The sequence below is a fragment of the Burkholderia lata genome, assembly GCF_902499335.1.
In the GTDB taxonomy this organism is placed as follows: Bacteria; Pseudomonadota; Gammaproteobacteria; order Burkholderiales; family Burkholderiaceae; genus Burkholderia; species Burkholderia lata_B.
Genome location: NZ_CABVQK010000002.1, coordinates 127,565 through 150,324, shown reverse-complemented (window position 1 = coordinate 150,324; position 22,760 = coordinate 127,565). Strand labels below are relative to the sequence as shown.

Here is a 22,760-nt window from a genome sequence, read left to right as displayed (position 1 = left end):
GAAATCCGTCTCCTGGGAGCTGACGAGCATAACGCTCAATGGTTGCGGGCACAACCATTCACGCGACCGCGTGCAACACGCGGCGTTCGTGCGATTCAGCGCGGCTCGCCGCCGGCTTCCACCGGCTCGTCGTCGGCCGCGCCGCCCGTCGCGCCGAGCACGCCGGCGATCTGGCTCTTGTCGTGCATGCCGAGCTTGCGGTACGCGCAGCGCAGGTAGTGGCGCACGGTCGTCGGCGAAATCGCCATCTGCTGCGCGACTTCCTTGTGCGAGCGCCCGGCGCCGTAATAACGGATCGCCGCAAGCTCGCGCGGGCTCAGGCGGTCGAGCAGCGAGCGCGGCCGCGCCTCGATCTGGAACAGCCCCGCAACCGGCACGCACTGGATCCGCAACGCATCGCCGACGAACGGCTGGCCCGGCTGGCGCCGCAAGTGCGCGACGAGCGGCTCCGGCACGCGGGCACCGGCCCATGCGGGCCATTCAGTGCGCAGCACATCGTCGAAACCGTGATCGGCATGGTGGAGCACGCCGAAGTTGTCGCACAGTGCGCGCGCCGCCGGTGCAACCGTATCGCCGCGCTCCCGCGTGAGCTGTGCGGCGCGATTGATCGTCAGCGCGGCCGCGAGATGCGGAATCACTTCCTCGAACCGGCGTGCATCGTCGTCGCTGAACGGGCGATTCAGGCCCTGGCGGTAGATCGACATGAACGTCGTCAGCCCGAAACGGCGATCGAGCGTGCACACGCACATCAGCTGCGCGAGCCCGTACTTCACGCACCAGTCGCGAAACCGGGCATCGAGCCCCGGTTCGACGACCGACAGCCGCACCGCGTGGCCGTGCGCGCCGCGCAGCGTGCGGTGCGCGAGCGGGTCGCAATCGCGCACGCGCTTCCAGTCGCTGAAGAACGCGTGCGGCAAACGGTACAGGAAGCTGTTGTGCATCACCGGGCCGGTCGGCACATGGGTCGCGACGCCCGTCCATGCGGCGTCGAACGGAATGAGCGCCTGCAGCAGCGAAAAGAAGCGGTATTCGAATTCGCCGATGCCGGACCGTGCGGCAACCGCGTACAGGTCGAGCAGCATCAGCCCGAGTTCGCGCTGCGATGCGTCGCCGCGCGTGACGCCGTCGAAATCGGCGCGCCGGGACGGCAGCGGCGGCCAGGCGAAGTCGTCGAGCACGATGGCGGCCGGCACGTCGCGCAGCGCATCGAGATCCTGCCCGATATCCGTCGTGATCCTCACCTTCCGCTCCCCTGCCCGATCGGGCTGCTGATGTGCACAACGACACCGGCCGATTATAGCGATCGGCTTTTTTGACGGGCCACGGTGCCGGAACGGGCGTCAGCCCCATCCATTTGAACGGTGCGCGGCCCGTTGCTGCTCCGCAGCACGCCGCGCCACGGCAGCGCGCCGCGTGCATGCCGCGCACCGCGGGTTTTCCGCACCGTTCATCTGTACGACTGTTCGAAGGTTTTCCCGCTGCGGACACTGCGTCGCGACAACACCAACGACACACCGATGCAGGACGGTATGGAGAACCCCACGTGACGAAACCCCGCTTCATCCGCACGGCCGCGGCCGTCGCGACACTTGCCGCGTGCAGCGCCGCCGCGCATGCGCAGTCGAGTCTCACGCTGTACGGCGCGCTCGACGCCGGCGTGCAATACCTGACGCATGCCGACGGGCGCCGCTCGGCCGTGCAACTGCAGAACTACGGCATCCTGCCTTCGCAGATCGGGCTGAAAGGCCACGAGGATCTCGGCGGCGGCTGGCGTGCGCTGTTCAAGCTCGAACAGGGCCTCAACCTCAACGACGGCACCGCGACCGTGCCCGGCTATGCGTTCTTCCGCGGCGCGTACGTCGGCATCGCGGGGCCCGCCGGCACCGTCACGCTCGGCCGGCAGTTCAGCGTGCTGTTCGACAAGACGCTGTTCTACGACCCGCTCTGGTATGCGTCGTATAGCGGCCAGGGTGTCATCGTGCCGATGAATGCGAACTTCATCGACCACTCGGTCAAGTACCAGTCACCGACATTCGCCGGCTTCGACGTCGAGGCGCTCGCCGCGACGTCCGGCGTCGCCGGCAATACGCGCGCCGGACGCGTGCTCGAACTCGGCGGCCAGTACACGAGCAACGGCCTGTCGGTCAGCGCGGTGCTGCATCAGGCGCACGGCGATGTTTCGGCGGCCGACGACACGTCGTCACGCCGCCGCGAACTCGGCACGCTCGCTGCGCGCTATGCGTTCGCCACGTTGCCGCTCACCGTCTACGCAGGTGTCGAACGCCTGACCGGCGACCTCGACGCGGCGCGCACGATCGTCTGGGGCGGTGCGCGCTACCAGATGTCGAGCGAGATCGGCCTGAACGCGGGCGTCTATCACACCGACTCGCGCACGCCGGCGATCGGCCACCCGACGCTGTTCATCGCGAGCACCACGTATGCGCTGTCGAAACGCACCGTCGCCTACGTGAACCTCGGCTATGCGCGCAACAGCGGCCAGAGTTCGCAGACCGTCTACGAGTACGACCCGACGCCGCTCGTCGGTGCATCGCAGTTCGGCGCGATGGTCGGCATGTACCACCTGTTCTGATTCCCCCAACGAGATCCCGCCATGAAAACCCTTTCTCCGGATGCCGCACTCCCGCCAGACGGTCGCGCGTCGGCCTTCGCGCGCTCGACGCTCGTCGCGCTCGTCGTGTTCGCCGCCATCACGCCGCTGCTGCTGCTCGTCGCGCCCGCCGTCGCCGGGCAACTCGCGACGCAGCTCGGGCTGTCCGCGTCGCAGATCGGCACCTACTTCTTCGTCGAACTCGGCGCGTTCAGCCTCGCGACCGTGCCGTCGTACCTGTGGCTCGGCCGGGTCGACGCGCGCCGCGTCGCCGCGTTCGCCATCGCGCTGTTCGGCGCGGGCAACCTGCTGACCGCGCTGTGGATGCCGGGCTTCGTCGCGCTGCTCGCGCTGCGCGCGGTCACCGCGCTCGGCGGCGGCTCGCTGATGGTGCTCTGCATGACGAGCGCCGCGACGAGCGAGAACAGCGACCGCGTGTACGGCCTGTGGGTCGTCGGCCAGTTGATCGCGGGCGCGATCGGCCTGTTCGTGCTGCCGCATGTGTTCGCGGCGTTCGGGCTGCGCGCGCTGTATGTCGCGCTTGCCGCGCTCGCGCTGCTCGCGGCGCCGCTGTCGCGCGGCTTTCCGTCATCGCTGGGCATGCGAACCGCATCCGCGCAACACGCGCGCGGCACCGCGACTCAGACGCCGCAGAGCTTCGTCATGCTCGCGATCGGCGCGGTGCTGACGTTCTATCTCGCGATCGGCAGCGTGTGGACGTTCGCGAGCCGTGCCGCGACCGAGGCCGGACTCGATCCGCAGTCGACCGGCAACGTACTCGCGATCGCAAGCGTGATGGGCATCGCCGGCGCGGCGCTCGCGTCGTGCGCGGGCGGCCGGCTCACGCGACGCGCGATGCTGGCCGCCGGTTACGCGCTGCTCGCGGTCTCGCTCGTCGCGCTCGCCGTGACGCGGCACGCCGGCGGCTACAGCGCGGCGATCTTCGCGTTCAAGTTCGCGTGGACGTTCGTACTGCCGTTCATCCTCGCGACCGTCGCGCAGATCGACACGTCGGGCCGCCTCGTCGCCACGCTCAATTTCGTGATCGGCGCCGGCCTCGCGGCCGGCCCGCTGCTCGCCGGGCTGATGCTCGATGCCGGCGGCACGATGCGCGTGCTGTTCACAGCCGCGACGGCCGTTGCAATCGTGTCTTTCGCCGCGCTGCGCCACATCGATCGCCGCACGCGCCCTTCCGTTTCCTCCCAACCGTGACAGGTCACGCACATCCATGAATCGCACTGCCTTCTTCACCGACGAACGCACTTTCTGGCATACCGGCGGCACGCATGCGCTGTTCTTCCCGGTCGGCGGCTGGGTCCAGCCGCCGTCGAGCGCGGGCTACGCGGAATCGCCCGATTCGAAGCGCCGTTTCCTGTCGCTCGTGCAGGCCTCGGGCCTGGCCGCGCAGCTCGACCTGCGCGGCGCCGAGCCGGCCTCGACCACCGACCTGCTGCGCATTCATCCCGCGCACTATCTCGACGCGTTCCGTGCGCTCAGCGACGCGAACGGCGGCGACCTCGGCGATCTCGCGCCGTTCGGCAAGGGCAGCTACGAGATCGCCGCGCTGTCGGCCGGCCTCGCGATCGCGGCCGTCGATACGGTCCTCGGCGAGCACGCGACAAACGCGTTCTCGCTGTCGCGGCCGCCCGGCCACCACTGCCTGCGCGACCGCCCGATGGGCTTCTGCCTGCTGGCGAACATCCCGATCGCGATCGAGGCCGCCCGCGCGAAACACGGCATCGAGCGCGTCGCGGTGATCGACTGGGACGTGCATCACGGTAACGGCACGCAGTCGATCTACTACGACGACCCGGACACGCTGACGATCTCGCTGCACCAGGACCGCTGCTTCCCGCCCGGCTACAGCGGCGCGGACGATCGCGGCGAAGGTGCCGGCGTGGGCGCGAACCTGAACGTGCCGCTGCTCGCGGGCAGCGGCGACGACGCGTATCGCTACGCATTCGAGCGGATCGTGCTGCCGGCGCTGGAGCGTTTCCGGCCCGAGCTGATCGTCGTCGCGAGCGGCCTCGACGCGAGCGCGGTCGATCCGCTCGCACGCATGCAGCTGCATACCGACAGCTACCGGTTCATGACGCGGGCGGTGAAGGATGCCGCGCAACGCCATTGCGGCGGGCGGCTCGTGATCGTTCACGAAGGCGGCTATTCGGAGGCGTACGTGCCGTTCTGCGGGCTCGCGATCGTCGAGGAACTGGCCGGTGTTCGCACCGACGTCGCCGATCCGATGCTCGACCTCGCGATCGACCAGCAGCCGGGCGAGCGGTTCGTCGCGTTCCAGCGCGAACTGCTCGACGAACTGGCGGCGTCGTTCGGGTTGTAGCGCGTGCTGGCCGACGCGACGGGGGGCCGGCCCGCGCCGGCCCTCTTGCGCGATCGGAGCGGATGGGGTTTCCTGTGGTTTTATCCCTGTCTCGGCCCGAAGCCGCACTCTTCCGATGAAATCGTCTCCGCGCGATGACAATGACGATCCCAAGACGCGCCGCCAGCCTTCGAAGCTGGTCCTGAACATCGCCGCCGTGACGGTCGGCCTCATCACGTTCGCGATCGGCGCGGCGTGGGTGATCTATAGCTGGGTCGTCGATCGCGAAGCGCAGTATTTCGCGATCCCGCTGGTGTTCTCGGTGCCGGTGATCGTGGCAGTCGCGATCCGGAGTTTCTGGGAATAGGCAAGCCTGAAATGACGAAGCGCCGCGGGTCGGACGACGCGCGGCGCTGGGTGTCGGGCCTGCTTCAGATGAGGCGGGAATCCCGCGGTTCGCTTGCGGGCCGGTTACAGGCCCGGGCGCGCGCACGGATTGGGGGCTGCGCCCTGATATCCGCCCGTGGCGGCACCCAGTGCGGCGCCGGCCAGCGACGTGCCGAGCGCTTTCAACACGTTTTCCGTGGAGAACGACTCGCTGCTCGACATCACCCGCCCCGAGTAGGCAGAGCACGCCGTCGGCGACGCCGATGCGACCGTCTGCACGGGTCTGGCGCTCCATGCAATGTTGTCGGCAGGTGTCGACGCAAATGCCGGCACGGCCAGCATCAGCGCCAAAACGGAAGTCGACATGCGTATGGTGTTTTTCATCAGCGGCCCTCGGCGTAATTGTGTTTCTTATATGAAAGGTGAACACGATACTACACGCGGCACGGATTTTCGTGTGCGTCGACTGCCCGCATCAGATGCCGTGCGCAATCAGCCGCGCCGCATACCAGCGCGAGAACTGGTCCACGTATGCCTCGGTGAACGGCGAGAAGGTGCTCGGTGAATAGGCCGGATCCTGCGTGCCCGCGTGCGTGATCTCGACGAGGTGCTTGTCCTGCGTATTCGTCGCGACCCACACCGCGGTCAGATCGGACAGCTGGTAATCGACGCCCTCGACCGCATCCGCGTGGACGAGCCATTTCGTGCGTACGAGCGTCCTGTCGGGTGCGAGCGGGATCACGTACGACACCACCGCGTGGTCGCTCATCACGTGGGTCCACGAGTTGTGCGTCCACAGATGCGTATCGCCGAGATCGCGCCGCCGCAAGTTGCCGAACAGTTTCGTGCTCGCCACCTTCGTGCTCATCGTTTGCGATTCTCCGTCGCCGGCGATCACGAGCTGCTGCGTCCTGAATTGCGTGACGACATCCTCGTCGAGCCATTCGACGGTCGAACCGACGAAGCCTTCGCGCTCCCAGTTTGCCTGGCAGCTCGCATTGCGCACCTTGTATTCCTCGAACGCCTGAAGCTGTTCCTCCGTGAGGTTTTCCGGACAGAAGCCGAAATCCTCCGGCAGGAACGATGCGGTCAGCTCGGGATGGGTACCCGCGCAGTGGTAGCACTCGCGATTGTTCTCGATCACCAGTTTCCAGTTGCCGTTCTCGACGATCTCCTGCTCGAACGCGATCTTCGTATTCTGCAGGTCGTACGGTGCGAAGCGCGGCGCCATCGTCTCCTCCAGTCTGGAGATGTCTTCGGGTGCATGGTCGTCGAGGCACGCGAAAATGTGCGTGCCGATGATGCGCGTCTTCACCGGTATCAGGCTGCGGCAGGTCGTGTCGAAATCCCTGCCCATGTGCGTCGCATGGCGTAGCGCCCCATCGAGGTCGTAGGTCCATTGATGATAAGGACACACGAGCATCCCGACCGTCGACCTCCCGGCCTCCTTCAGGCGCGCGCCACGGTGACGGCACACGTTCCGGTAGATCCGGACGTTTTCGTCGTCGTCGCGCACGATGAGGATCGACGACTTGCCGATGTCGACGGTCGACACGTCGCCAGGCTCCGGAACGTCAGCGGTCACGCCGACGAGGATCCAGTGCTTCTGGAAGAAGATTTCGATATCCGTTTCGAAGACGTCCTGACGGCCGAACAGCTCGCCGGGCATCCCGTGGCCCGGTTGACGACCGCGGATCAGGTCGCCATGCGTCTTGACATGCACTTCAGACATCGTCTTTCTCCAATCCAGCGTTGATGGAATCTCGCGGCTTCGAATGTTCCGCGTAGATTTCAGTATTGGATTGACGAAAAGGAGCGTCAACGTGCTTTATTTTCGTTCTGGCATTACGTGGAATTATGCGAATCGCAGCGAGCGTGAATCGACGGGACAATCGGCCGCCATGCCCGCATCAACCCTTCGGGACGTCCGCACGCAGCCATTCGACGAGGCCGTCGATCGCCGGCGTGATCGTCTTTCCGTGCGGCACCACGATGTAGTAGGCGTCCGTCATCTGCAGGGACGCAACCGGCAACCGCACCAGTTCCCCGGCGTCGAGCAGGTCATGGACGAGCCGCCCCCAGCCGAGCGCGACGCCGTGGCCGTAGCGCGCGGCATCGATCGCGTCGGTGTACAGGCTGCACCGCAGCGCGTAATTCAGCCGGTCGGGCCGAAAACCGGCGGCGTGGAACCACGCCTCCCACCCCATCCAGCCCTCCGACGTCGAATCGGACTCCACCAGCGCGACAGCGGCAAGTTCCGCCAGCGATTCCGGGGTACCGTGCTGCTGCAGCCAGGCCGGCGAGCAGACGGGAAAGACTTCTTCGTCGAACAGATGGATCGCCGTACCGTCAGTCCAGCGGCCATTCCCGTAGCGCACCGCGACATCGATTTCGTTGTGTCGAAGATCGGCGGTGAACATCAGCGTCGCGAGACGAAGCTGCAACTCGGGCTGCGTGGCCTTCAGCGCGGCGAGCCGTGACAGTAGCCGGAAATGCGAGAACGCGGAGGTCGCCGCGAGGACGAGTTCCTGCCGGACCGGGCCGCTCGCCAGCCGGTCGAACACGCCGGCGATCTTCTGCATCGACTCGGCGACCACCCGGTACAGCGCCTCGCCCTCGTCGGTCAACGCGATCGAGCGATGGAGCCGATGGAACAGGCGGGTACCGAGCAGCTCCTCGAGGAACTTGATCTGCCGGCTCACCGCAGCCTGCGTGACACCGAGCTCGTGCGCGGCCAGCGTGAAGCTGCCGAGGCGGGCAACCGCCTCGAACTCGACGAGCGCCGTCACGGACGGAATGAGCCGACGATAGCCTTTGGGGGTTGCCGACGCAGGTTTCATCTGACGGACCGGTCGTTCGAGGTTGGTCGAATTCTATCAAGCGGCGAATCCGTCATCGATCGTCCGTTGCAGTCTCCTCATGGGGAGCGGCCTTCGTGCCGGCCGCTCCGGAGAAAGACGATCGGCCGCAATCAGAACTTGTGCCGCAGCGCAACGCGCGCGACGACCTGATTGCGACTGGACGAAACGCCGTCCGCGCCCGGTACGTACGCGACATCCAGCACGGTACCGGTGCGATCGCCGCCGACGTGCTGATACGCGCCCTGCACGTACACGTCGGTCCGCTTCGACAGGAAGTAGTCCGCCATCAGCCCCGCGCTCTGGTAGTCCGGATGCTGCTTGCCGCTCGTCGCGTTGTAATCGGCCCGCGTATAGGCGTACATCGCGCCGACGAAGAATGCAGGCGTGAACTGGTATTTGCCGTTGATTTCGAAGTTCTGGAACCGCAGGCTCGACAGCGTCCCCGACGACGGGGTGATCGCGCCGACATACCCCGAGCTGAGCGGGTTCGCGATGTAGGTGTTCGTGTACGCAATACCGATGTTGGCCTTGCCGAAGGTATAGCTCGCCCCCGCGCCGAAGATCCGCAGCCGGTCGGCGAGGAAGTTCTCGTCGCCCGCGTTGGTGATCGCGCCAGCCGCCGTCGACGACGGATGGTCGGCCTGCAGGTACGCGGCGGCGAGCAGGAGATCGCCGATGCCGTACTGGACGCCCGCGCTGAACTGCCGGTTGTTCGCGAAGCTCGTTCCATTGCTGAAGCTGTACGTGCCGCCGAACTGCAGCCCCGCGATCACCGGGCTCGTGTACTTGACCGTATTGTTCACGCGGAACGAGTTGTCCGTGTTGTCGTTGTCGTACGGATGCGAGAACAGGTAACCGCCCCAGTTGCCGTTCGCGGTCGTCTGCGCGAGATAGTCGACGACCGAGTCGTACTGGCGGCCCAGCGTCACGGTGCCGAGCCGATCCGACGCAATGCCGACGTAGGCCTGGCGGCCGAACATCAGCCCGCCCTGGCCGAGGCGGCCGCTGTTGACGTCGAAGCCGTTCTCCAGCTGGAACACGGCCTTCACGCCGGCGCCGAGATCCTCGGCGCCCTTCAGGCCCCAGCGGCTCCCCTGGACGAAGCCGCTCTGGAGTTCATAGACTTTCTTGCCCGATACGTTGTTCGTATAGTTGAACCCTTCGTCGATCAGGCCATACAGCGTCACGGTACTTTGCGCCATCGCCGGCGCGGCAATCGCCGACAGGATCATGCAAGCGAGAATCTTCCTTTTCATTCAGGTCTCCGAACCTAATGTTGCGATGATTGTTATCCAACCTGGCAAACCACTGCTGAAGCAGTTCGGAGCGTACCAATCCAAATTGTGCCCGCCAGATACATTTCCTGCGGCTTATACGATACTTTTGGTTATGCAGGTGCCGGTATGCCGGGCGGGCGCCGGCCGGCCACGACACGGTGCGCTATCGCCCGATTTCGACTCCGGCATCGAGCCAGCCGCGCATCATCACACCGACCTCGTCGCTCAGCCATTGACGGAACAGCGCGTACTCCGGGCGCGGTTGCGCATTCCGATGCGTAATCAGATAGTGATGGCGATCACGAAACACCAGCACGTCCTGTACCGGCCGAACCAGGGTGCCTTGCTCGATCTGCCGGTGCACGAGGTGATGCCAGCCGAGCAGCGTCCCCTCGCCGGCCTCGGCCTGTGCGACGAGCAGCCGGTAGTCGTTGCTTTCCAGATACTTGTTCTCGGTCAGCGTGTCGGTGCCGTCGCCTTGCTGGAACCAGTTGCGCCACACGCGCCAGTCGACGTGCTCGCACACCTGCGCGCGGCCCAGCATCGACAGGTTCAAGGTGGGACGCGACAGCAGGTCCAGCGGCTTCAGCGACCGGCCATGAAAATGACGTTCGTGAAACGACGGGCTGCAAACCGGATACACGATGTCGTGAAACAGCGGCTCGACTTCGAACTCGGGCTCGCGCGGCGGGTTCTTCGTGATGATGACGTCGGGCTCGATGAGCCCGTCGAGTTCCATGAAGTGCTCGGTGACGATCACGTGCAGCCGGATGTCCGGAAACTGCTCGCGAAACGCGGGCAACCGCGACGACAGCCACAGCGCCGAGAACGTGTGCGACACGCACACCATCAGCGCGTGCTTGTCGGTCCGACGTACCGCCTCCGCCGCCTCGGCGATGTTCATGATCGACAGGTACGACGCGTTGTAGAGGATGCGTCCCGCATCCGTCAGCGCGATATGCCGGCCGGTCCGCTCGAACAGCGCGACGTCGAGCGAATCCTCGAGCTCCTTGATCTGCCGGCTGATCGCAGCCTGTGTCACGCACAGCACCTCGGCTGCCTGAGTGAAGCTCTCGTAGCGCGCCGCCGTCACGAAGCACCGCAGCGCCCGAAGCGACGGCATCTGCGCGAGGAGCCGGTCTGCAAACAATTGCTTCTTCAACATGGCTTTCACTCTCAAAACGGAGGTCGGACGCGGCGCCGACGAACCCGTCGACGACGGTCCTGCCGGCTGCCTGCGCGCAGGCTCATCGCAAACCTTTCAATTATCTGAATAATGCGGCTTGCGAGTCGGCCGGGCGGCGGCCGGCAAGGGCCACACCGCCGAAACGGCATCACGATGACGCCATTCTCGACCGTTTGTGCACTGCATCGCTATTATCGGAAGCGATGATGGGGACCGCAAGGCGCACGTCGGATCGGCATGCCGCCGGCCGCGCCTGCCCGCCGCGTCGCGCATTGGCGCAGCGCACCAGACGAGGCGCGTATCGTCGGTTCCCGCGCAGCTTGCGCGGGCGGCCGAAGCCGTTCCGCGCAAGCGCCTCGCCGTTGCGCGCGCACTCAGTCGAGCTTCAGCCAGGTGGTCTTCAGCTCGCAATACTGATCGTGCGCGTAGACGGACTTGTCGCGCCCGCCGAAGCCCGACTGCTTGAAGCCGCCGAACGGCGTCGACAGGTCGCCTTCGCCGAAGCAGTTCACCGTGACCGTGCCCGCGCGAATCCGCGCTGCGACCTTGTGGGCGCTGTTTACATTGTCGGTCCATAGCGACGCGGCCAGCCCGTAGCACGTATCGTTCGCAATCCGCACCGCGTCGTCGACGTCGTCGTATTCGATGAAGCACACGACCGGCCCGAATACCTCGTCGCGCGCGATGCTCATCTCCGGCGTCACCTGATCGAAGATCGTCGGTTCGACGAACCAGCCGCCCGTCTCAGCAAGGATCGCGTGCCCGCCGCATACCACACGCGCGCCCTCCGCCTTCGCCTTCTCGATATGGCCGAGCACCTTCTCGTAGTGCTTCCGCTCGATCAGCGCACCGAGCTTCACGTCCGGGTCGAGCGGATCGCCGGTCGTCCAGCCGGCGAGCACCGCCTGGACCTTCTCCAGCAGTTCCGCCTTGCGGCTCGCCGGCACGAGGATCCGCGAGCCGGCGCTGCAGTTCTCGCCCATGTTCCAGAACGCGGCCGCGACCGCCTGTTCGGCCACCGCGTCGAGGTTCGCGACGTCCGGCAGGATGACCTGTGGATTCTTGCCGCCGCACTCGAGCACGACGCGCTTCAGGTTGGTATCGGCCGAGTAATGCAGGAACCGTTTGCCGGTCGCGGTCGAGCCGGTGAACGCGACGAGATCGACGTCCGGATGGCGGCCGATCGCCTCGCCGGCCTCGCCGCCGAACCCGGTGACCACGCTGAACACACCCGGCGGCACGCCGGCCTCGAGCGCGAGATCCGCGATCCGCAGCGTCGACAGCGATGTCTGCTCGGCCGGCTTCACGACCACGCTGTTGCCGACCGACAGCGCAGGGCCGATTTTCCATGCCAGCATCAACGCCGGAAAATTCCACGGCAGCACGGCACCGACCACGCCGATCGGCTCGCGCGTGATCATGCTGACGACGCCCGCACCCGACGGCGACAACGCGTCGTAGCGCTTGTCGGTCACCTCGGCGTGCCAGCGAATGCACGCGGCCGACTCGGGAATATCGAGCCCCATGCATTCGCCGATCGGCTTGCCGGCTTCCAGCGCCTCGAGCAGCGCGAGTTCCTCCGCATGCGCGTCGATCAACTGCGCGACGCGCAACAGCACCGCCTTGCGGTGCGCGGGCGTGGCCTTCGACCAGACACCCGATTCGAACGCGTCGCGCGCGGCGGCAACCGCCCGGTCGACGTCCCGTCCGTTGCATCGCGCCACCTCGGCGAGCACCTTGCCGGATGCGGGGTTGAGCGTGCCGAACGTCTCGCCCGACGCCGCCGCGCTGCGTTGCCCCGCGATGAACGCGCGGCCGTCGAGCGACAACGCATTCGCCTTCTGTTTCCAATCCTGATGGGTCGTCATGTCGTTTCCTCAATCATCAAAGCTCGGCACCGGCCGAGAACTCCTTGGCCCAGATCGTCGCCGACACGGCCAGGTCGACAATCGGCCGAACCGGCAGCGGGCGCGGATGCGGCTGCTTCAGCAACTGCTGCACGAGGCTGTTCGATTCGCCGAGCGCGTATTCGGCGATCAGCTTGCCGGAGGACGACCCGCGGCTCAGGCCGAGGCCGTTGCAGCCGATCGCCTCGTAGAGGCCGTCGTCGCGCCTGCCGAACAGCGCACCGTTGTTGGCGGACAGGCACAGTGGCCCGCCCCACGTATATTCCAGCTCGACGCCGCCGAGCATCGGGAAGCGGCGCTCGAACGAGCGCTGATGCATCTGCCGCGACTTCGCGAGATCCGCGTACGACACCTTCACGTCCGGCCTGAACGCGAAATGGTTACGCACGCAAATGCGATCGGTGATCAGGCGCCGCACCGTCGTGCCCATCGGGTCGGCCGGAATCAGCGACCACGAACGCATGCCGCCGAGTTTCGCCACTTCGTCGGCGCTCATCGGACGCGTGAGCGATGCGAACGTATAGACCGGCAGCAAGCCGTTCGAATGCATGCCGAAGGTCGCCGCGTACGCATTCGTGCACAGGATCACCTGCTTCGCGACGATCGTGCCGCCGGCGAAATGCAGCACGCGTGTGTCGCCGCGATTCTCGATCCGCGTCACCGGGCTGAGCTCGAACACCGTCACGTTGTCCGGTTGCGTCGCGGCCAGGCCGCGCATCAGCGCGGCCGGCTGCACCGTGCTGCAGCCCGGCGTGAACAGTGCGCCCGTATAGAAGTCCGTGCCGGTCACGGCCTCGATCCCGGCGTGGTCGAGCCACTCGAACGCTTCACCGATGCGGGTCAGACCGTCGGCAAAATGCTCGAGCGCGGCTGCGCCCTTCTTGTTGACCGACGCGTGGAATTTGCCGTCGTCGCGCCAGTCGCAATCGATGCCGAAGCGCCGCACGATGTCACGCACGTAGTCGATGCCGTGCCGCTGAAACCGCACATCGGCGCGATCTTCCTCGATGCTGCGCGAGTAGCTTTCGCTGCTGATGTCGTGCGGCAGGTCGACGAAGAATCCGGAATTGCGCCCGGCCGTCGTGCGGCCGATCCGGTCGGCCTCCACGAGCGCGATCGATGCGCCGGGCGCCAGCTCCGCGAGCCGGCGCGCCGCGCAAAGGCCGGTGATGCCGCCGCCCACGACTACCCAGTCGAACCGGCTGTCTGACGCGACGGTCTTCGCTTCCCGCGCCGGCGGCAGGCTCTCCCACCACCCGTTCATCCCGTCCGGCGCCGGAAACCGCGCGAATTCCAGATTCGAGGTCATGATGGCTTACCGAGCGTCGCGCAGCAGCGGCTTCACGAGCTTTGCAAATGCGTCGCGCTCGTCGCCCGACAGCGCGCCGAGCGGTGCGCGGGCGACGCCGACCGGCAGGCCGGCCAGCTCGCAGCCGTAGCGCACGTATTGAATGAACTTGCCGCTGCGCTCGAGCAGTTCGAGCACCGGCAGCAGTTGTGCCATCAGCTTGCGGCCGGTTGCGAAATCGCCGCGCTTCACGCAGGCGTCGAACAGGTCGGTGTGCGCTTCCGGCAGGAAGTTCGACGCGCCGCCGACCCAGCTGCGCGCGCCCCATGCGAAGAATTCGAGCGCCTGGTCATCCATCCCGCAACTGACCACGAGCCGGCCGCTGAAATGCGTCGACAGATGATGCAGATGCGCGATGTCGCCGGTGCTTTCCTTCATCGCGACGAAATTCTTGCGCTCGAGCAGTGTCTCGAGAATGTCGTCGCCGATTTCGGTGCCCGTGCGGGCCGGGAAGTTGTACAGCATGATCGGCATGTCGAGTGCGTCGTCGACCGCGAGCAGGTGTGCGAGCAGTTCCTGCTGGGTCGGCTGCGCATAGTACGGCGCGGCAACCAGCAGCGCATTCAGCCCCGCGCGTTTCGCTTCGCGGCCGAGGCGCAGCACCTCCTTCGTCGTCGTCGCGTTGATGCCCGCGGTCAGGAACGTCTTGCCGCCGGCTGCTGCGGCAACCGTGTCGAACGTGCGCACGCGCTCGTCGAAGCTCAATGCATAGTATTCACCTGTCGTGCCGCCGATGCCCAGCCCCGACACGCGGCCGGCGAGATCGGCCGCATGCCGGCCCAGCAGTTCGTGGTTGATTTCGCCGTCCGCGTCGAACGGGGTGACCAGCGGTGTGTGTACGCCCTCGAAGCTCATTTTCGATTCCTCAATCAAGTGGTTGCGCCGGGTTCCTGCCGTCATGCAGGAAACCGGCCATTCGACAAAACGTCGTCGGTACGTCGCTGCGCCTGCGCAGCCACGCCGATCGATTCACTACGTTATCCGGACGATGCTCCGGCGCCTGCCCGATTCGGGAATCAGGCGAACGCCTCCGCATGCGCGTAGATGGGGAACTGGCTGCACAGGTCGCGCACGCGGGTCCGTACCGACCGCTCGACCGCTTCGTCGCCGTTCGGATCGCGCTCGAGTGCGGCCAGCACGTCGACGATCATTTCGCCGATCTGCTCGAACTGCGCGGTTCCGAAACCGCGCGTGGTGCCGGCCGGCGTGCCGAGCCGGATGCCGGACGTGACGGTCGGGTTTTCCGTATCGAACGGAATCCCGTTCTTGTTGCAGGTGATGCCGGCGCGCTCCAGCGCCTTCTCCGCCTGCGTGCCGGTAATGCGTCGCGAACGCAGGTCGACCAGCAGCAGGTGGTTGTCCGTGCCGCCCGTGACGAGCGAGAGGCCGCCGGCGGTCAGGACGCCGGCGAGCGTCTGCGCGTTGCGCAACATCTGGTCGATATAGCGGGTGAACTCGGGACGAAGCGCTTCCGCGAAGGCCACCGCCTTGCCCGCGACGACATGCATCAGCGGGCCGCCCTGCAGCCCCGGAAATACCGCCGAATCGATCTGCTTCGCGACCTCGGCATGGTTCGTCAGGATGAAGCCGCCGCGCGGCCCGCGCAGCGTCTTGTGCGTGGTGGACGTCACCACGTCGGCAAACGGCACCGGGTTCTGATGCCGGCCCGCTGCGACAATGCCGGCGATGTGCGCCATGTCGACCATCAGCTTCGCATCGACGCTGTCCGCGATCTCGCGGAACGCGCCGAAATCGAGCGCACGCGGATACGCGGAGAAGCCGGCGATGATCAGCTTCGGGCGATGCCGCTCGGCGAGCCGGCGCACGTCGTCGTAGTCGATGCGCAACGTGTCCGGGCTCACGCCGTACTGCACCGCGTTGAACCACTTCCCCGACAGCGCGGGCCGTGCGCCGTGCGTGAGATGGCCACCCGCATCGAGGGACATGCCCATCACCGTGTCGCCGGGCTTGACGAGCGCGAGCATCACCGCGCCGTTGGCCTGTGCGCCCGAGTGCGGCTGGACGTTTGCATGGGCGGCGTCGAACAGTGCGCAAGCGCGGTCGATCGCGAGCGCCTCGATCCGGTCGACATGATCGCAACCGCCGTAGTACCGCCGGGACGGATAGCCTTCCGCGTACTTGTTCGTCAGCACGGTGCCCTGTGCTTCCAGCACCGCCGCCGACGCGATGTTCTCCGACGCGATCAGTTCGACCTGGCTCTGCTGGCGGCGCAGCTCCAGTGCGATCTCCGATGCGATCACCGGATCCCGGCTCTGGAGCGTTTCGGAAAAAAAGCGGGCGTTCTCGTTCACTTGTTGACTCCGCGACGCGATTCGTGACGTGCTGCGTGGACTGCATGTACCGCACCCTGCCAGGCCGGCGCCAACGTCGCCGCCCCGGCCCCATCGCCATCAGGGCGATACGCCGGCCGGACCGCGAGGTCGACGCAGATCGCGCCGCCCTCGCTGCCGGGGCACGGCGTTACTGTTGCAACCAGGCCTTCAGCTTGTCGGGATGTGCATCGACGAATTTTTTCGCGGCCGTCGCGTAATCGTTCGTGCTGTTGCCCTCGAACTCGATTGCCTCGACGTCGGCCAGCGTCAGCTTCAGGTGCTTGAAGAACACGTCGGCGCGCGGGAACTTGCCCGCGAACTTCTTCGACGCGAACGCGTGGATCTGCTCCTCGCCACCCAGCGTGCCCTTCGGATCCTTCAGGTAGCGCATCTGCCACTTCTGGAAAAGCCAGTGCGGGCTCCAGACCGTCGCGACGATCCACTGCTTCGACTGGTACGCGCGCGACACGCTCGCCAGCATGCCGGCCTCGCTCGACGCCTGGAGGTTGTAGCCGTCCAGGGTGTAGGCCTTGATGGTCTTTTCGGAGGCCTGCATCAGGCCGCCGCCCGGCTCGATGCCCTGGATCGTGCCGTTCAGCTTGCTCTTGACTTCAGGCTTGTTCAGGTCGGCGATCGACGACAGCTCGGATTCCGGGATGTAGGCCGGTACCGCCCAGCCGTTCTTGCCACCGGTGTAGATGATGCCGACGTCGTCCAGGTCGTTCTTGTACTTCGCGTAGTACATCCCGTGCGTGACCGGCAGCCAGCCACCGACCATGATGTCGAGATCCCCGCGCGCGACACCCTGGTACTGGATGCCGATATCGGCCTGCACGAATTGCACCGGTTGCTTGAGTTGCGTCTCCAGCACATACTTCGCGACGTTGGCCACCGCCAGCACGTCCGCCCAGTTGGTCACCGCGATCTTGACCGGCTCCGCCGCCACGCCCGCACCTGCGCTGCAGGCAACCACCGTCGACACCGCAAGTTTCGCCAGAAGCGATTTGAACGTATGGGTATTCATCTAGTACTCCTTTTTAATCACGCGAGTCTTTCAAGGATGAGGAACGCCTTTGGTCGGCGTTTCTGGTCTCCATGCACTGCCACACCGGTTCAGCCGCGGCACCGTTGCCGCGGCTCTGCATCGTCCGTCAACTGCCTTCGCTTGCCGTATCCGTCAGGTGCGTGCCGCGCCACGCGGGCCGGCCTTGCCCGCACGCGCCGCCGGCCTCGCCTTCTTCTTCGCCTTCACGCCGAAACTTTCCGTCAGGCGATCCAGCACGATCGCGAGCAGCACGACGCCCAAGCCGCCTTCGAAGCCGATCCCGATGTCGAGACGCTGGATGCCGCTCAGCACGTATTCGCCGAGGCCGCCCGCGCCGATCATCGATGCGACCACCACCATCGACAGCGCCATCATGATCGTCTGGTTCACGCCGGCCATGATCGACGGCAGCGCATTCGGCAACTGGATCTTCCACAGGAGTTGCCAGTCGGTACTGCCGAACGAGCGGCCAGCTTCGATCAGTTCCTCGCGGACCTGCCGGATGCCGAGTGTCGTCAGCCGGACCACGGGCGGCATCGCGAACACGATCGTCGCGATCACCGCCGGCACGCGTCCAAGCCCGAACAGGATCACGGCCGGAATCAGGTACACGAACGCGGGCATCGTCTGCATGAAATCGAGCAACGAGCGCAGGATCATGCCGATCCGGTTGTTGCGCGCCCCCCAGATACCCAGCGGGACACCGATCACCAGGCTGAAGAAAGTCGCAGCGGTGACGAGCGCGAGGGTCGATACCGTCTGTGCCCACAGGCCCATGTAATGGATGACGAGCAGCGCGAAGCCGACGAAAATCGAGAACACGATGCCGCGGCGCCACAGCGCCAGCCCCACCATGATCACGACCATTGCGATGAACGGCACGGCGGCAAGGCCGTCCTCGAGCAGCTTCACGACCGTGCCGAGCCCCGCCGAAAAGGTGTCGAAGCCCCCGCGGAAATGCAGAAACAGAAAGTTGACGAAGTCTTCCGCGAACTTCCCGATCACCGACGAATTCATGCTGCCCTCCGTTGCATCATCTGCTTGAGTATCGTCCGGCAGGACACGACACCGGCGAGTTGTCCCGCTGCATCCGTCACCGGTACGTCGTGCTGCTGTGTCAGCGCGATCGACGCGAGCCGATGCAGATCCGTATCGATCGAAACCGTGTTGAAGTCGGGCAGGAATGCCTCGCGAATCGGCCGCGCGCCGGATCGATGAAGCGTGGCGGCCGTGACGCACCCCAGGTAACGGCCAGCGTCGTCGCACACGTAACCGCATTCCGCGCCGCTGTCGATCAGCTGGTTCAGGTAGCGGCTGGACGGCGCCCCCGCATCGCATCGAAGCAGCCCGCGCTCGACCTTCGTCATCAGGCTGGATGCCTTCAGGAAGCGCGATACGTCGACGTTGCGGAAAAAGTCCTGCACGTAGGCATCCGCCGGAGTCTGGATCAATTCGGCCGGCGTGCCGACCTGGATCAGGCAGCCGTCCTTCATGATGCCGATGCGGCCGCCGATCTTCACGGCTTCCTCGATATCGTGGGAAATGAACACGATCGTCCGCTGCTCCTCCTTCTGCAGGCGCAACAGCTCGTTCTGCATTTCGAACCGGATCAGCGGATCGAGCGCGGAGAACGCCTCGTCCATCAGCAGGACCGACGGATTCACCGCCAGCGCCCGGGCGAGACCCACGCGCTGCTGCATCCCGCCGGACAACTCGCTCGGCAGCAGCCTCTCGTACGACCCGAGGCCGACACGCTCCAGCGCGGCACGCGCGACCTCATAGCGCTGCGCCTTCTTGATCCCCGCGACCTCCAGACCGTAGGCGATGTTGTCGAGCACGGTCCGGTTGGGCAGCAAGGCGAAAGACTGGAACACCATCGCCATCTTCTGGCGCCGAACGGCGCGCAGTTCCGGCGTCGACATCGGGGCGATGTCGCGGCCTTCGAGCACGACCTGCCCGGACGTCGGCTCGATCAACCGGTTGAGCAGGCGAACCAGCGTCGATTTCCCGGAACCCGACAGCCCCATGATCACGAAGATTTCGCCGGCCCGGACGCTCAGGCTCACGTCGTCGACCGCCACCATGTTGCCGGTTTCAGCGAAGATCTCGTTGCGTCCGACGCCGCGCTTCATCAGTTCGATCGCACGCTCGGGTTTCGGACCGAAAATCTTCGACAGGTGCTTGACGGTCAGGATGTCGGTTCCGGTCGCGATACTCGACCGGGCGATCGACGGCGCACCGTCGGCATGGATTGCTCCGGGGGGAAGTACTTCGCCCGGCGCAAACGTCAAATTTGGGGCCATTCTGTCATCCCGACTATCTGGTAACGGAAACCGAGAACTTCGCACGTGTCGTCATCAATTGCCCGCTTGCTGCCGAGGCCCGATGCCGTTCTCGCGTGGTTGACGGCGCTGATTCATTGATTGCAGCGTATCAATCCAATTCCGACGTTCCAGATACATTTTCTGTGCGCTTTTCCATACCTTTGGTAATGCATCGAATACGTGCATTAACGGGTGACGTGCACTGAAAAGTACGAAAAACGCCCGAGCCTGTAACGGCGCGGCTGAGCGGGCGTTCGACGGGGTTTCGGCAATGTGGCGCGCGCGATCGACGCAATGGCGTGCTAGGGGAAAATCCCGACGCGTCGATTTAAGGGAAAGTACCGAGACGCAGCGGAGAAATCCGGCATTCGACAGTACTGAGGATATGGAAGAAGGCTATATGCACCGCGACGACCTCCCTGTCGTCAAGCCGAGCCGTTCCCCGCGGGGACGCGCGTCACGCATAACCTGAAGTAATGGCGCGCGGAAAATATAGCGCGTTGACGCTGTTCCAGTGCATGCCAATACTCGGCACACAGCGAAGGCATCCGGACACGGAGCGAGACATCGAAACGGAGCACCCGCCCGGTCGGTGATCGAAGCCCGGCTTTCGCGAATGACAGCGTGCACGTAGAACGTGCAACGCGCCCCAAGGAAGCGATGCCATGAACTCCGTAGACAGCATGTTCGATCCCGCACCCGAAGCACACGACCGATTCTCCAGTCCCGGCACGTGGGACAGCACCGGAAGAACCTGGGCGAGCGGCGAACGGCAGGTACTGACGTGTTGCCGCGTCGTCGACGAAACCCACGACGTCAGGAGCTTCGAGTTCCGCGTGGGCGACGGCTCGCCCGTTCGCTTCGAACCTGGCCAGTTCATGACGGTGTCGGCGAACGTCCACGGCCGGACGGTCGAGCGCTGCTACACGATCTCGTCGCCGCCGACACGCCCCTATCTACTGTCGATCACGGTCAAGCGGGTCCCCGGCGGCGTCATGTCGAACTGGCTGCACGACAACATGAGGCCGGGCGGCAAGTTGCCGGCATACGGCCCGTCGGGCAGCTTCACGCCGACCGCCGCGCCCGCTGCCAAACTGCTGTACCTTTCCGCCGGCTCGGGCGTGACGCCGCTGATGTCGATGACGCGCGCAAGCATCGACCTCGGGCTGGACCTGGACATCGTATTCGTCCACAGCGCAAGAACGCCCGCCGACATCGTGTTCCGTCAGGAACTGCAGCGGCTCGAGGCGCTGTCGCCGCGCCTTCGCACGTTCTTCGTCTGTGAAGGCGCCGGCGACGACGCACAGTGGCCGGGATCGATCGGCCGGCTCGGTCTGCAACTGCTCGCCGAGCAAGTGCCCGACTACGCCGACCGCGAAGCGTTCACCTGCGGCCCGGCCGGCTACATGACTGCGGTACGCGACGTGCTGCGCAGCGGCGGACACGATCCCGCGCGCTATCACCAGGAAAGCTTCGACATCAATGCCGCCGTCGCGCCGCCCCCCGCCGCCCCCGCTGCCGATGCGTCGTCGGAGACATTCACGATCAAACTGTCGCGCTCGTCGAAAACGTTCACGATGAACGCCACCGACACCGTGCTGTCGGCGGCAAAAAAGGCCGGCGTCGCGATTCCGTCGTCCTGCAGCCAGGGCATCTGCGGCACCTGCAAGACGCGGGTACTCGAAGGCACGGTGAACATGCAGCACAACGGCGGGATTCGCGACCGGGAAGTCCAGAAGGGTTTCCGGCTGCTGTGCTGCAGCCGCCCGACGTCGGACCTCGTGCTGGAGTGCTAGTCCGCGCGCAGCACGGTCACGGGGCGCGCCACGAAAGCCCGAACTTGTCGTGCTCGCAACCCATCCCCGAGAAACACACTATCGGAACAATTTAAGGAGGCAGGTATGGCGATGGGCCAGTACCTATATCTAAGTGATCCTAATGACATGAACGGCAAGGGGGCCGTGTTGCGCGGCGTACGTGAATACCGGTTGGCCCGGGTTCAGGAACAGCTGCTCGCGCGCAACGTTCCGGCGATCCTGCTGTATGACCCGGTCAACATTCGCTACGCAACCGATACATCGAACATGCAGGTGTGGGCCGGACGCAATCCTGCGCGCTACGTGATGGTGTTCGCCACGGGGCGCATCGTCGCGTGGGAATTCCACAGCAGCGAGCACGTGTGGGACGGCCTGGATCTCGATGTGGAATTGCGCAGTGCGGTCAGCTGGACCTACTTCAACGCGGGCCCCGATGCGGAGCAGCGCGCCGCGACGTGGGGCGCCGAGATCGTCGACGTGTTCCGCAAGCATGCGCCGGGCGAGCGCTTCCTGGCCGTCGATCGCCTCGACCCGTTCGGCACCGCGTATCTGGAGAAGCACGGACTCGCGCTGACGGACGGCCAGGCACTGATGGAAACCGCCCGGCTCATCAAGTCGCCGGGCGAACTCGTGCTGATCGGCGAATCGCTGCGCACCGCGGAGAAAGGGATCGAGCGGATGCGGCGCGAATTGCGCCCGGGCCTGACCGAGAACGACATCTGGGCGAACCTGCATGACGAGAACATCCGCAATGGCGGCGAATGGATCGAAACGCGCCTGCTCGCCTCCGGCGACCGGACGAATCCGTGGATGCACGAGTGTTCGTCGCGGGTGATCGAAGCAGGCGACCTGCTTGCGTTCGATACCGACATGGTCGGGCCGAACGGTTACTGCTCGGACATCTCCCGCACCTGGCTCGTCGGCGACGGCCGCCCGTCGGACGAGCAGCGCAGGCTCTACGCGCATGCGTACGCGCAGGTTCATTTCAACATGGATCTGCTGCGGCCCGGCATGACGTTCCGAGAGTTCTCGGAACAGGCATGGAAGATCCCCGCCCCGTTCGTGAAGAACCGCTATTGCTGCCTCGCGCACGGCATCGGGATGGTCGACGAGTATCCGTCGGTCGCGCACCAGGTCGACTGGGACAGTGCGGGTTACGACGGCCGGTTCGAGGTCGGCATGACGGTCTGCGTCGAAAGCTACATCGGTGAGGAAGGCGGCCGCGAGGGCGTCAAGCTCGAACAGCAGGTCGTGCTGACCGAGCACGGCTGCGTGTCGCTGACCGATTGCGGTTTCGAAACCGACTGGCTGTAACGCTTCACGGAAGGCGCCGCGTTCCAGCGGATGCAT

Annotated in this window: 19 protein-coding genes; 6 read left to right on the top strand and 13 right to left on the bottom strand. The window is 65.6% G+C overall.

Annotated features, from left to right (window positions below):
- Window positions 1–95: 95 nt before the first annotated feature.
- A complete protein-coding gene (locus BCO18175_RS04945) occupies window positions 96–1,241 on the bottom strand; it encodes a helix-turn-helix transcriptional regulator (protein WP_174979750.1) in 1,146 nt (381 codons plus the stop codon).
- Between the two features lie 302 nt (window positions 1,242–1,543).
- Here BCO18175_RS04945 and BCO18175_RS04940 point away from each other — a divergent pair, with 302 nt between their 5' ends.
- The 4 genes from BCO18175_RS04940 to BCO18175_RS04925 all read left to right on the top strand — a co-directional run bounded on the left by BCO18175_RS04940 (window position 1,544) and on the right by BCO18175_RS04925 (window position 5,292).
- Window positions 1,544–2,590 carry a porin gene (locus tag BCO18175_RS04940; RefSeq protein WP_174979748.1) on the top strand — a complete coding sequence of 349 codons (1,047 nt, stop codon included), beginning with the start codon at window positions 1,544–1,546 and terminating at the stop codon, window positions 2,588–2,590.
- 21 nt (window positions 2,591–2,611) lie between these two features.
- Window positions 2,612–3,820 (top strand): MFS transporter, encoded by a 1,209-nt coding sequence (locus BCO18175_RS04935; protein ID WP_174979747.1) that lies wholly within the window; start codon window positions 2,612–2,614, stop codon window positions 3,818–3,820.
- Between the two features lie 16 nt (window positions 3,821–3,836).
- Entirely contained in the window at window positions 3,837–4,946 is a 1,110-nt protein-coding gene (locus BCO18175_RS04930; protein WP_174979745.1) for a class II histone deacetylase, read from the top strand.
- A gap of 115 nt (window positions 4,947–5,061) precedes the next feature.
- Window positions 5,062–5,292 (top strand): hypothetical protein, encoded by a 231-nt coding sequence (locus BCO18175_RS04925; protein WP_174914652.1) that lies wholly within the window; start codon window positions 5,062–5,064, stop codon window positions 5,290–5,292.
- Between the two features lie 104 nt (window positions 5,293–5,396).
- On the opposite strand, the gene BCO18175_RS04920 is transcribed toward BCO18175_RS04925, so the two are convergent.
- The 12 genes from BCO18175_RS04920 to BCO18175_RS04865 all read right to left on the bottom strand — a co-directional run bounded on the left by BCO18175_RS04920 (window position 5,397) and on the right by BCO18175_RS04865 (window position 19,572).
- Complete coding sequence (locus tag BCO18175_RS04920) at window positions 5,397–5,696, bottom strand: hypothetical protein (RefSeq protein WP_174979744.1); 300 nt, start codon at window positions 5,694–5,696, stop codon at window positions 5,397–5,399.
- Window positions 5,697–5,787: 91 nt separating this feature from the next.
- A complete protein-coding gene (locus tag BCO18175_RS04915; protein ID WP_174979742.1) occupies window positions 5,788–7,044 on the bottom strand; it encodes an aromatic ring-hydroxylating oxygenase subunit alpha in 1,257 nt (418 codons plus the stop codon).
- A 178-nt stretch (window positions 7,045–7,222) separates the two neighbouring features.
- Entirely contained in the window at window positions 7,223–8,152 is a 930-nt protein-coding gene (locus tag BCO18175_RS04910; RefSeq protein ID WP_174979740.1) for a LysR substrate-binding domain-containing protein, read from the bottom strand.
- 131 nt (window positions 8,153–8,283) lie between these two features.
- A complete protein-coding gene (locus BCO18175_RS04905) occupies window positions 8,284–9,429 on the bottom strand; it encodes a porin (protein WP_174979739.1) in 1,146 nt (381 codons plus the stop codon).
- Window positions 9,430–9,613: 184 nt separating this feature from the next.
- On the bottom strand, window positions 9,614–10,615 hold the full coding sequence (locus tag BCO18175_RS04900; protein WP_174979737.1) for a LysR substrate-binding domain-containing protein: 1,002 nt from the start codon (window positions 10,613–10,615) through the stop codon (window positions 9,614–9,616).
- Between the two features lie 395 nt (window positions 10,616–11,010).
- Entirely contained in the window at window positions 11,011–12,504 is a 1,494-nt protein-coding gene (locus tag BCO18175_RS04895; protein ID WP_174979735.1) for an aldehyde dehydrogenase, read from the bottom strand.
- A gap of 16 nt (window positions 12,505–12,520) precedes the next feature.
- Window positions 12,521–13,852 carry an NAD(P)/FAD-dependent oxidoreductase gene (locus BCO18175_RS04890; protein WP_174979733.1) on the bottom strand — a complete coding sequence of 444 codons (1,332 nt, stop codon included), beginning with the start codon at window positions 13,850–13,852 and terminating at the stop codon, window positions 12,521–12,523.
- Between the two features lie 6 nt (window positions 13,853–13,858).
- Window positions 13,859–14,746: a dihydrodipicolinate synthase family protein gene (locus BCO18175_RS04885; protein ID WP_174979732.1), complete on the bottom strand. Its 888-nt coding sequence runs from the start codon at window positions 14,744–14,746 to the stop codon at window positions 13,859–13,861.
- A 161-nt stretch (window positions 14,747–14,907) separates the two neighbouring features.
- Window positions 14,908–16,203: a serine hydroxymethyltransferase gene (gene glyA / locus BCO18175_RS04880; protein ID WP_174979730.1), complete on the bottom strand. Its 1,296-nt coding sequence runs from the start codon at window positions 16,201–16,203 to the stop codon at window positions 14,908–14,910.
- A gap of 169 nt (window positions 16,204–16,372) precedes the next feature.
- Window positions 16,373–17,248, bottom strand: a complete 876-nt coding sequence (locus BCO18175_RS04875; RefSeq protein WP_174967415.1) for a glycine betaine ABC transporter substrate-binding protein — start codon at window positions 17,246–17,248, stop codon at window positions 16,373–16,375.
- 153 nt (window positions 17,249–17,401) lie between these two features.
- Window positions 17,402–18,286 (bottom strand): ABC transporter permease, encoded by an 885-nt coding sequence (locus BCO18175_RS04870; RefSeq protein ID WP_174979728.1) that lies wholly within the window; start codon window positions 18,284–18,286, stop codon window positions 17,402–17,404.
- A complete protein-coding gene (locus tag BCO18175_RS04865; protein ID WP_174979727.1) occupies window positions 18,283–19,572 on the bottom strand; it encodes a quaternary amine ABC transporter ATP-binding protein in 1,290 nt (429 codons plus the stop codon). Before BCO18175_RS04865 ends, BCO18175_RS04870 begins: the two co-directional genes overlap by 4 nt.
- 686 nt (window positions 19,573–20,258) lie before the next feature.
- Here BCO18175_RS04865 and BCO18175_RS04860 point away from each other — a divergent pair.
- Complete coding sequence (locus BCO18175_RS04860; RefSeq protein WP_174979726.1) at window positions 20,259–21,389, top strand: hybrid-cluster NAD(P)-dependent oxidoreductase; 1,131 nt, start codon at window positions 20,259–20,261, stop codon at window positions 21,387–21,389.
- Window positions 21,390–21,536: 147 nt separating this feature from the next.
- Window positions 21,537–22,724: a M24 family metallopeptidase gene (locus BCO18175_RS04855; RefSeq protein WP_254607970.1), complete on the top strand. Its 1,188-nt coding sequence runs from the start codon at window positions 21,537–21,539 to the stop codon at window positions 22,722–22,724.
- The last annotated feature ends 36 nt before the right edge of the window (window positions 22,725–22,760 follow it).

Coding starts and splice junctions, on each gene's coding strand:
- BCO18175_RS04930 (WP_174979745.1), top strand. CDS start 3,837: ATGAATCGCACTGCCTTCTTCACCGACGAACGCACTTTCTGGCATACC.
- BCO18175_RS04885 (WP_174979732.1), bottom strand. CDS start 14,746: ATGAGCTTCGAGGGCGTACACACACCGCTGGTCACCCCGTTCGACGCG.
- BCO18175_RS04900 (WP_174979737.1), bottom strand. CDS start 10,615: ATGTTGAAGAAGCAATTGTTTGCAGACCGGCTCCTCGCGCAGATGCCG.
- BCO18175_RS04875 (WP_174967415.1), bottom strand. CDS start 17,248: ATGAATACCCATACGTTCAAATCGCTTCTGGCGAAACTTGCGGTGTCG.
- BCO18175_RS04935 (WP_174979747.1), top strand. CDS start 2,612: ATGAAAACCCTTTCTCCGGATGCCGCACTCCCGCCAGACGGTCGCGCG.
- BCO18175_RS04915 (WP_174979742.1), bottom strand. CDS start 7,044: ATGTCTGAAGTGCATGTCAAGACGCATGGCGACCTGATCCGCGGTCGT.
- BCO18175_RS04870 (WP_174979728.1), bottom strand. CDS start 18,286: ATGAATTCGTCGGTGATCGGGAAGTTCGCGGAAGACTTCGTCAACTTT.
- BCO18175_RS04910 (WP_174979740.1), bottom strand. CDS start 8,152: ATGAAACCTGCGTCGGCAACCCCCAAAGGCTATCGTCGGCTCATTCCG.
- BCO18175_RS04925 (WP_174914652.1), top strand. CDS start 5,062: ATGAAATCGTCTCCGCGCGATGACAATGACGATCCCAAGACGCGCCGC.
- BCO18175_RS04860 (WP_174979726.1), top strand. CDS start 20,259: ATGAACTCCGTAGACAGCATGTTCGATCCCGCACCCGAAGCACACGAC.
- BCO18175_RS04855 (WP_254607970.1), top strand. CDS start 21,537: ATGAACGGCAAGGGGGCCGTGTTGCGCGGCGTACGTGAATACCGGTTG.
- BCO18175_RS04865 (WP_174979727.1), bottom strand. CDS start 19,572: ATGGCCCCAAATTTGACGTTTGCGCCGGGCGAAGTACTTCCCCCCGGA.
- BCO18175_RS04905 (WP_174979739.1), bottom strand. CDS start 9,429: ATGAAAAGGAAGATTCTCGCTTGCATGATCCTGTCGGCGATTGCCGCG.
- BCO18175_RS04890 (WP_174979733.1), bottom strand. CDS start 13,852: ATGACCTCGAATCTGGAATTCGCGCGGTTTCCGGCGCCGGACGGGATG.
- BCO18175_RS04895 (WP_174979735.1), bottom strand. CDS start 12,504: ATGACGACCCATCAGGATTGGAAACAGAAGGCGAATGCGTTGTCGCTC.
- BCO18175_RS04920 (WP_174979744.1), bottom strand. CDS start 5,696: ATGAAAAACACCATACGCATGTCGACTTCCGTTTTGGCGCTGATGCTG.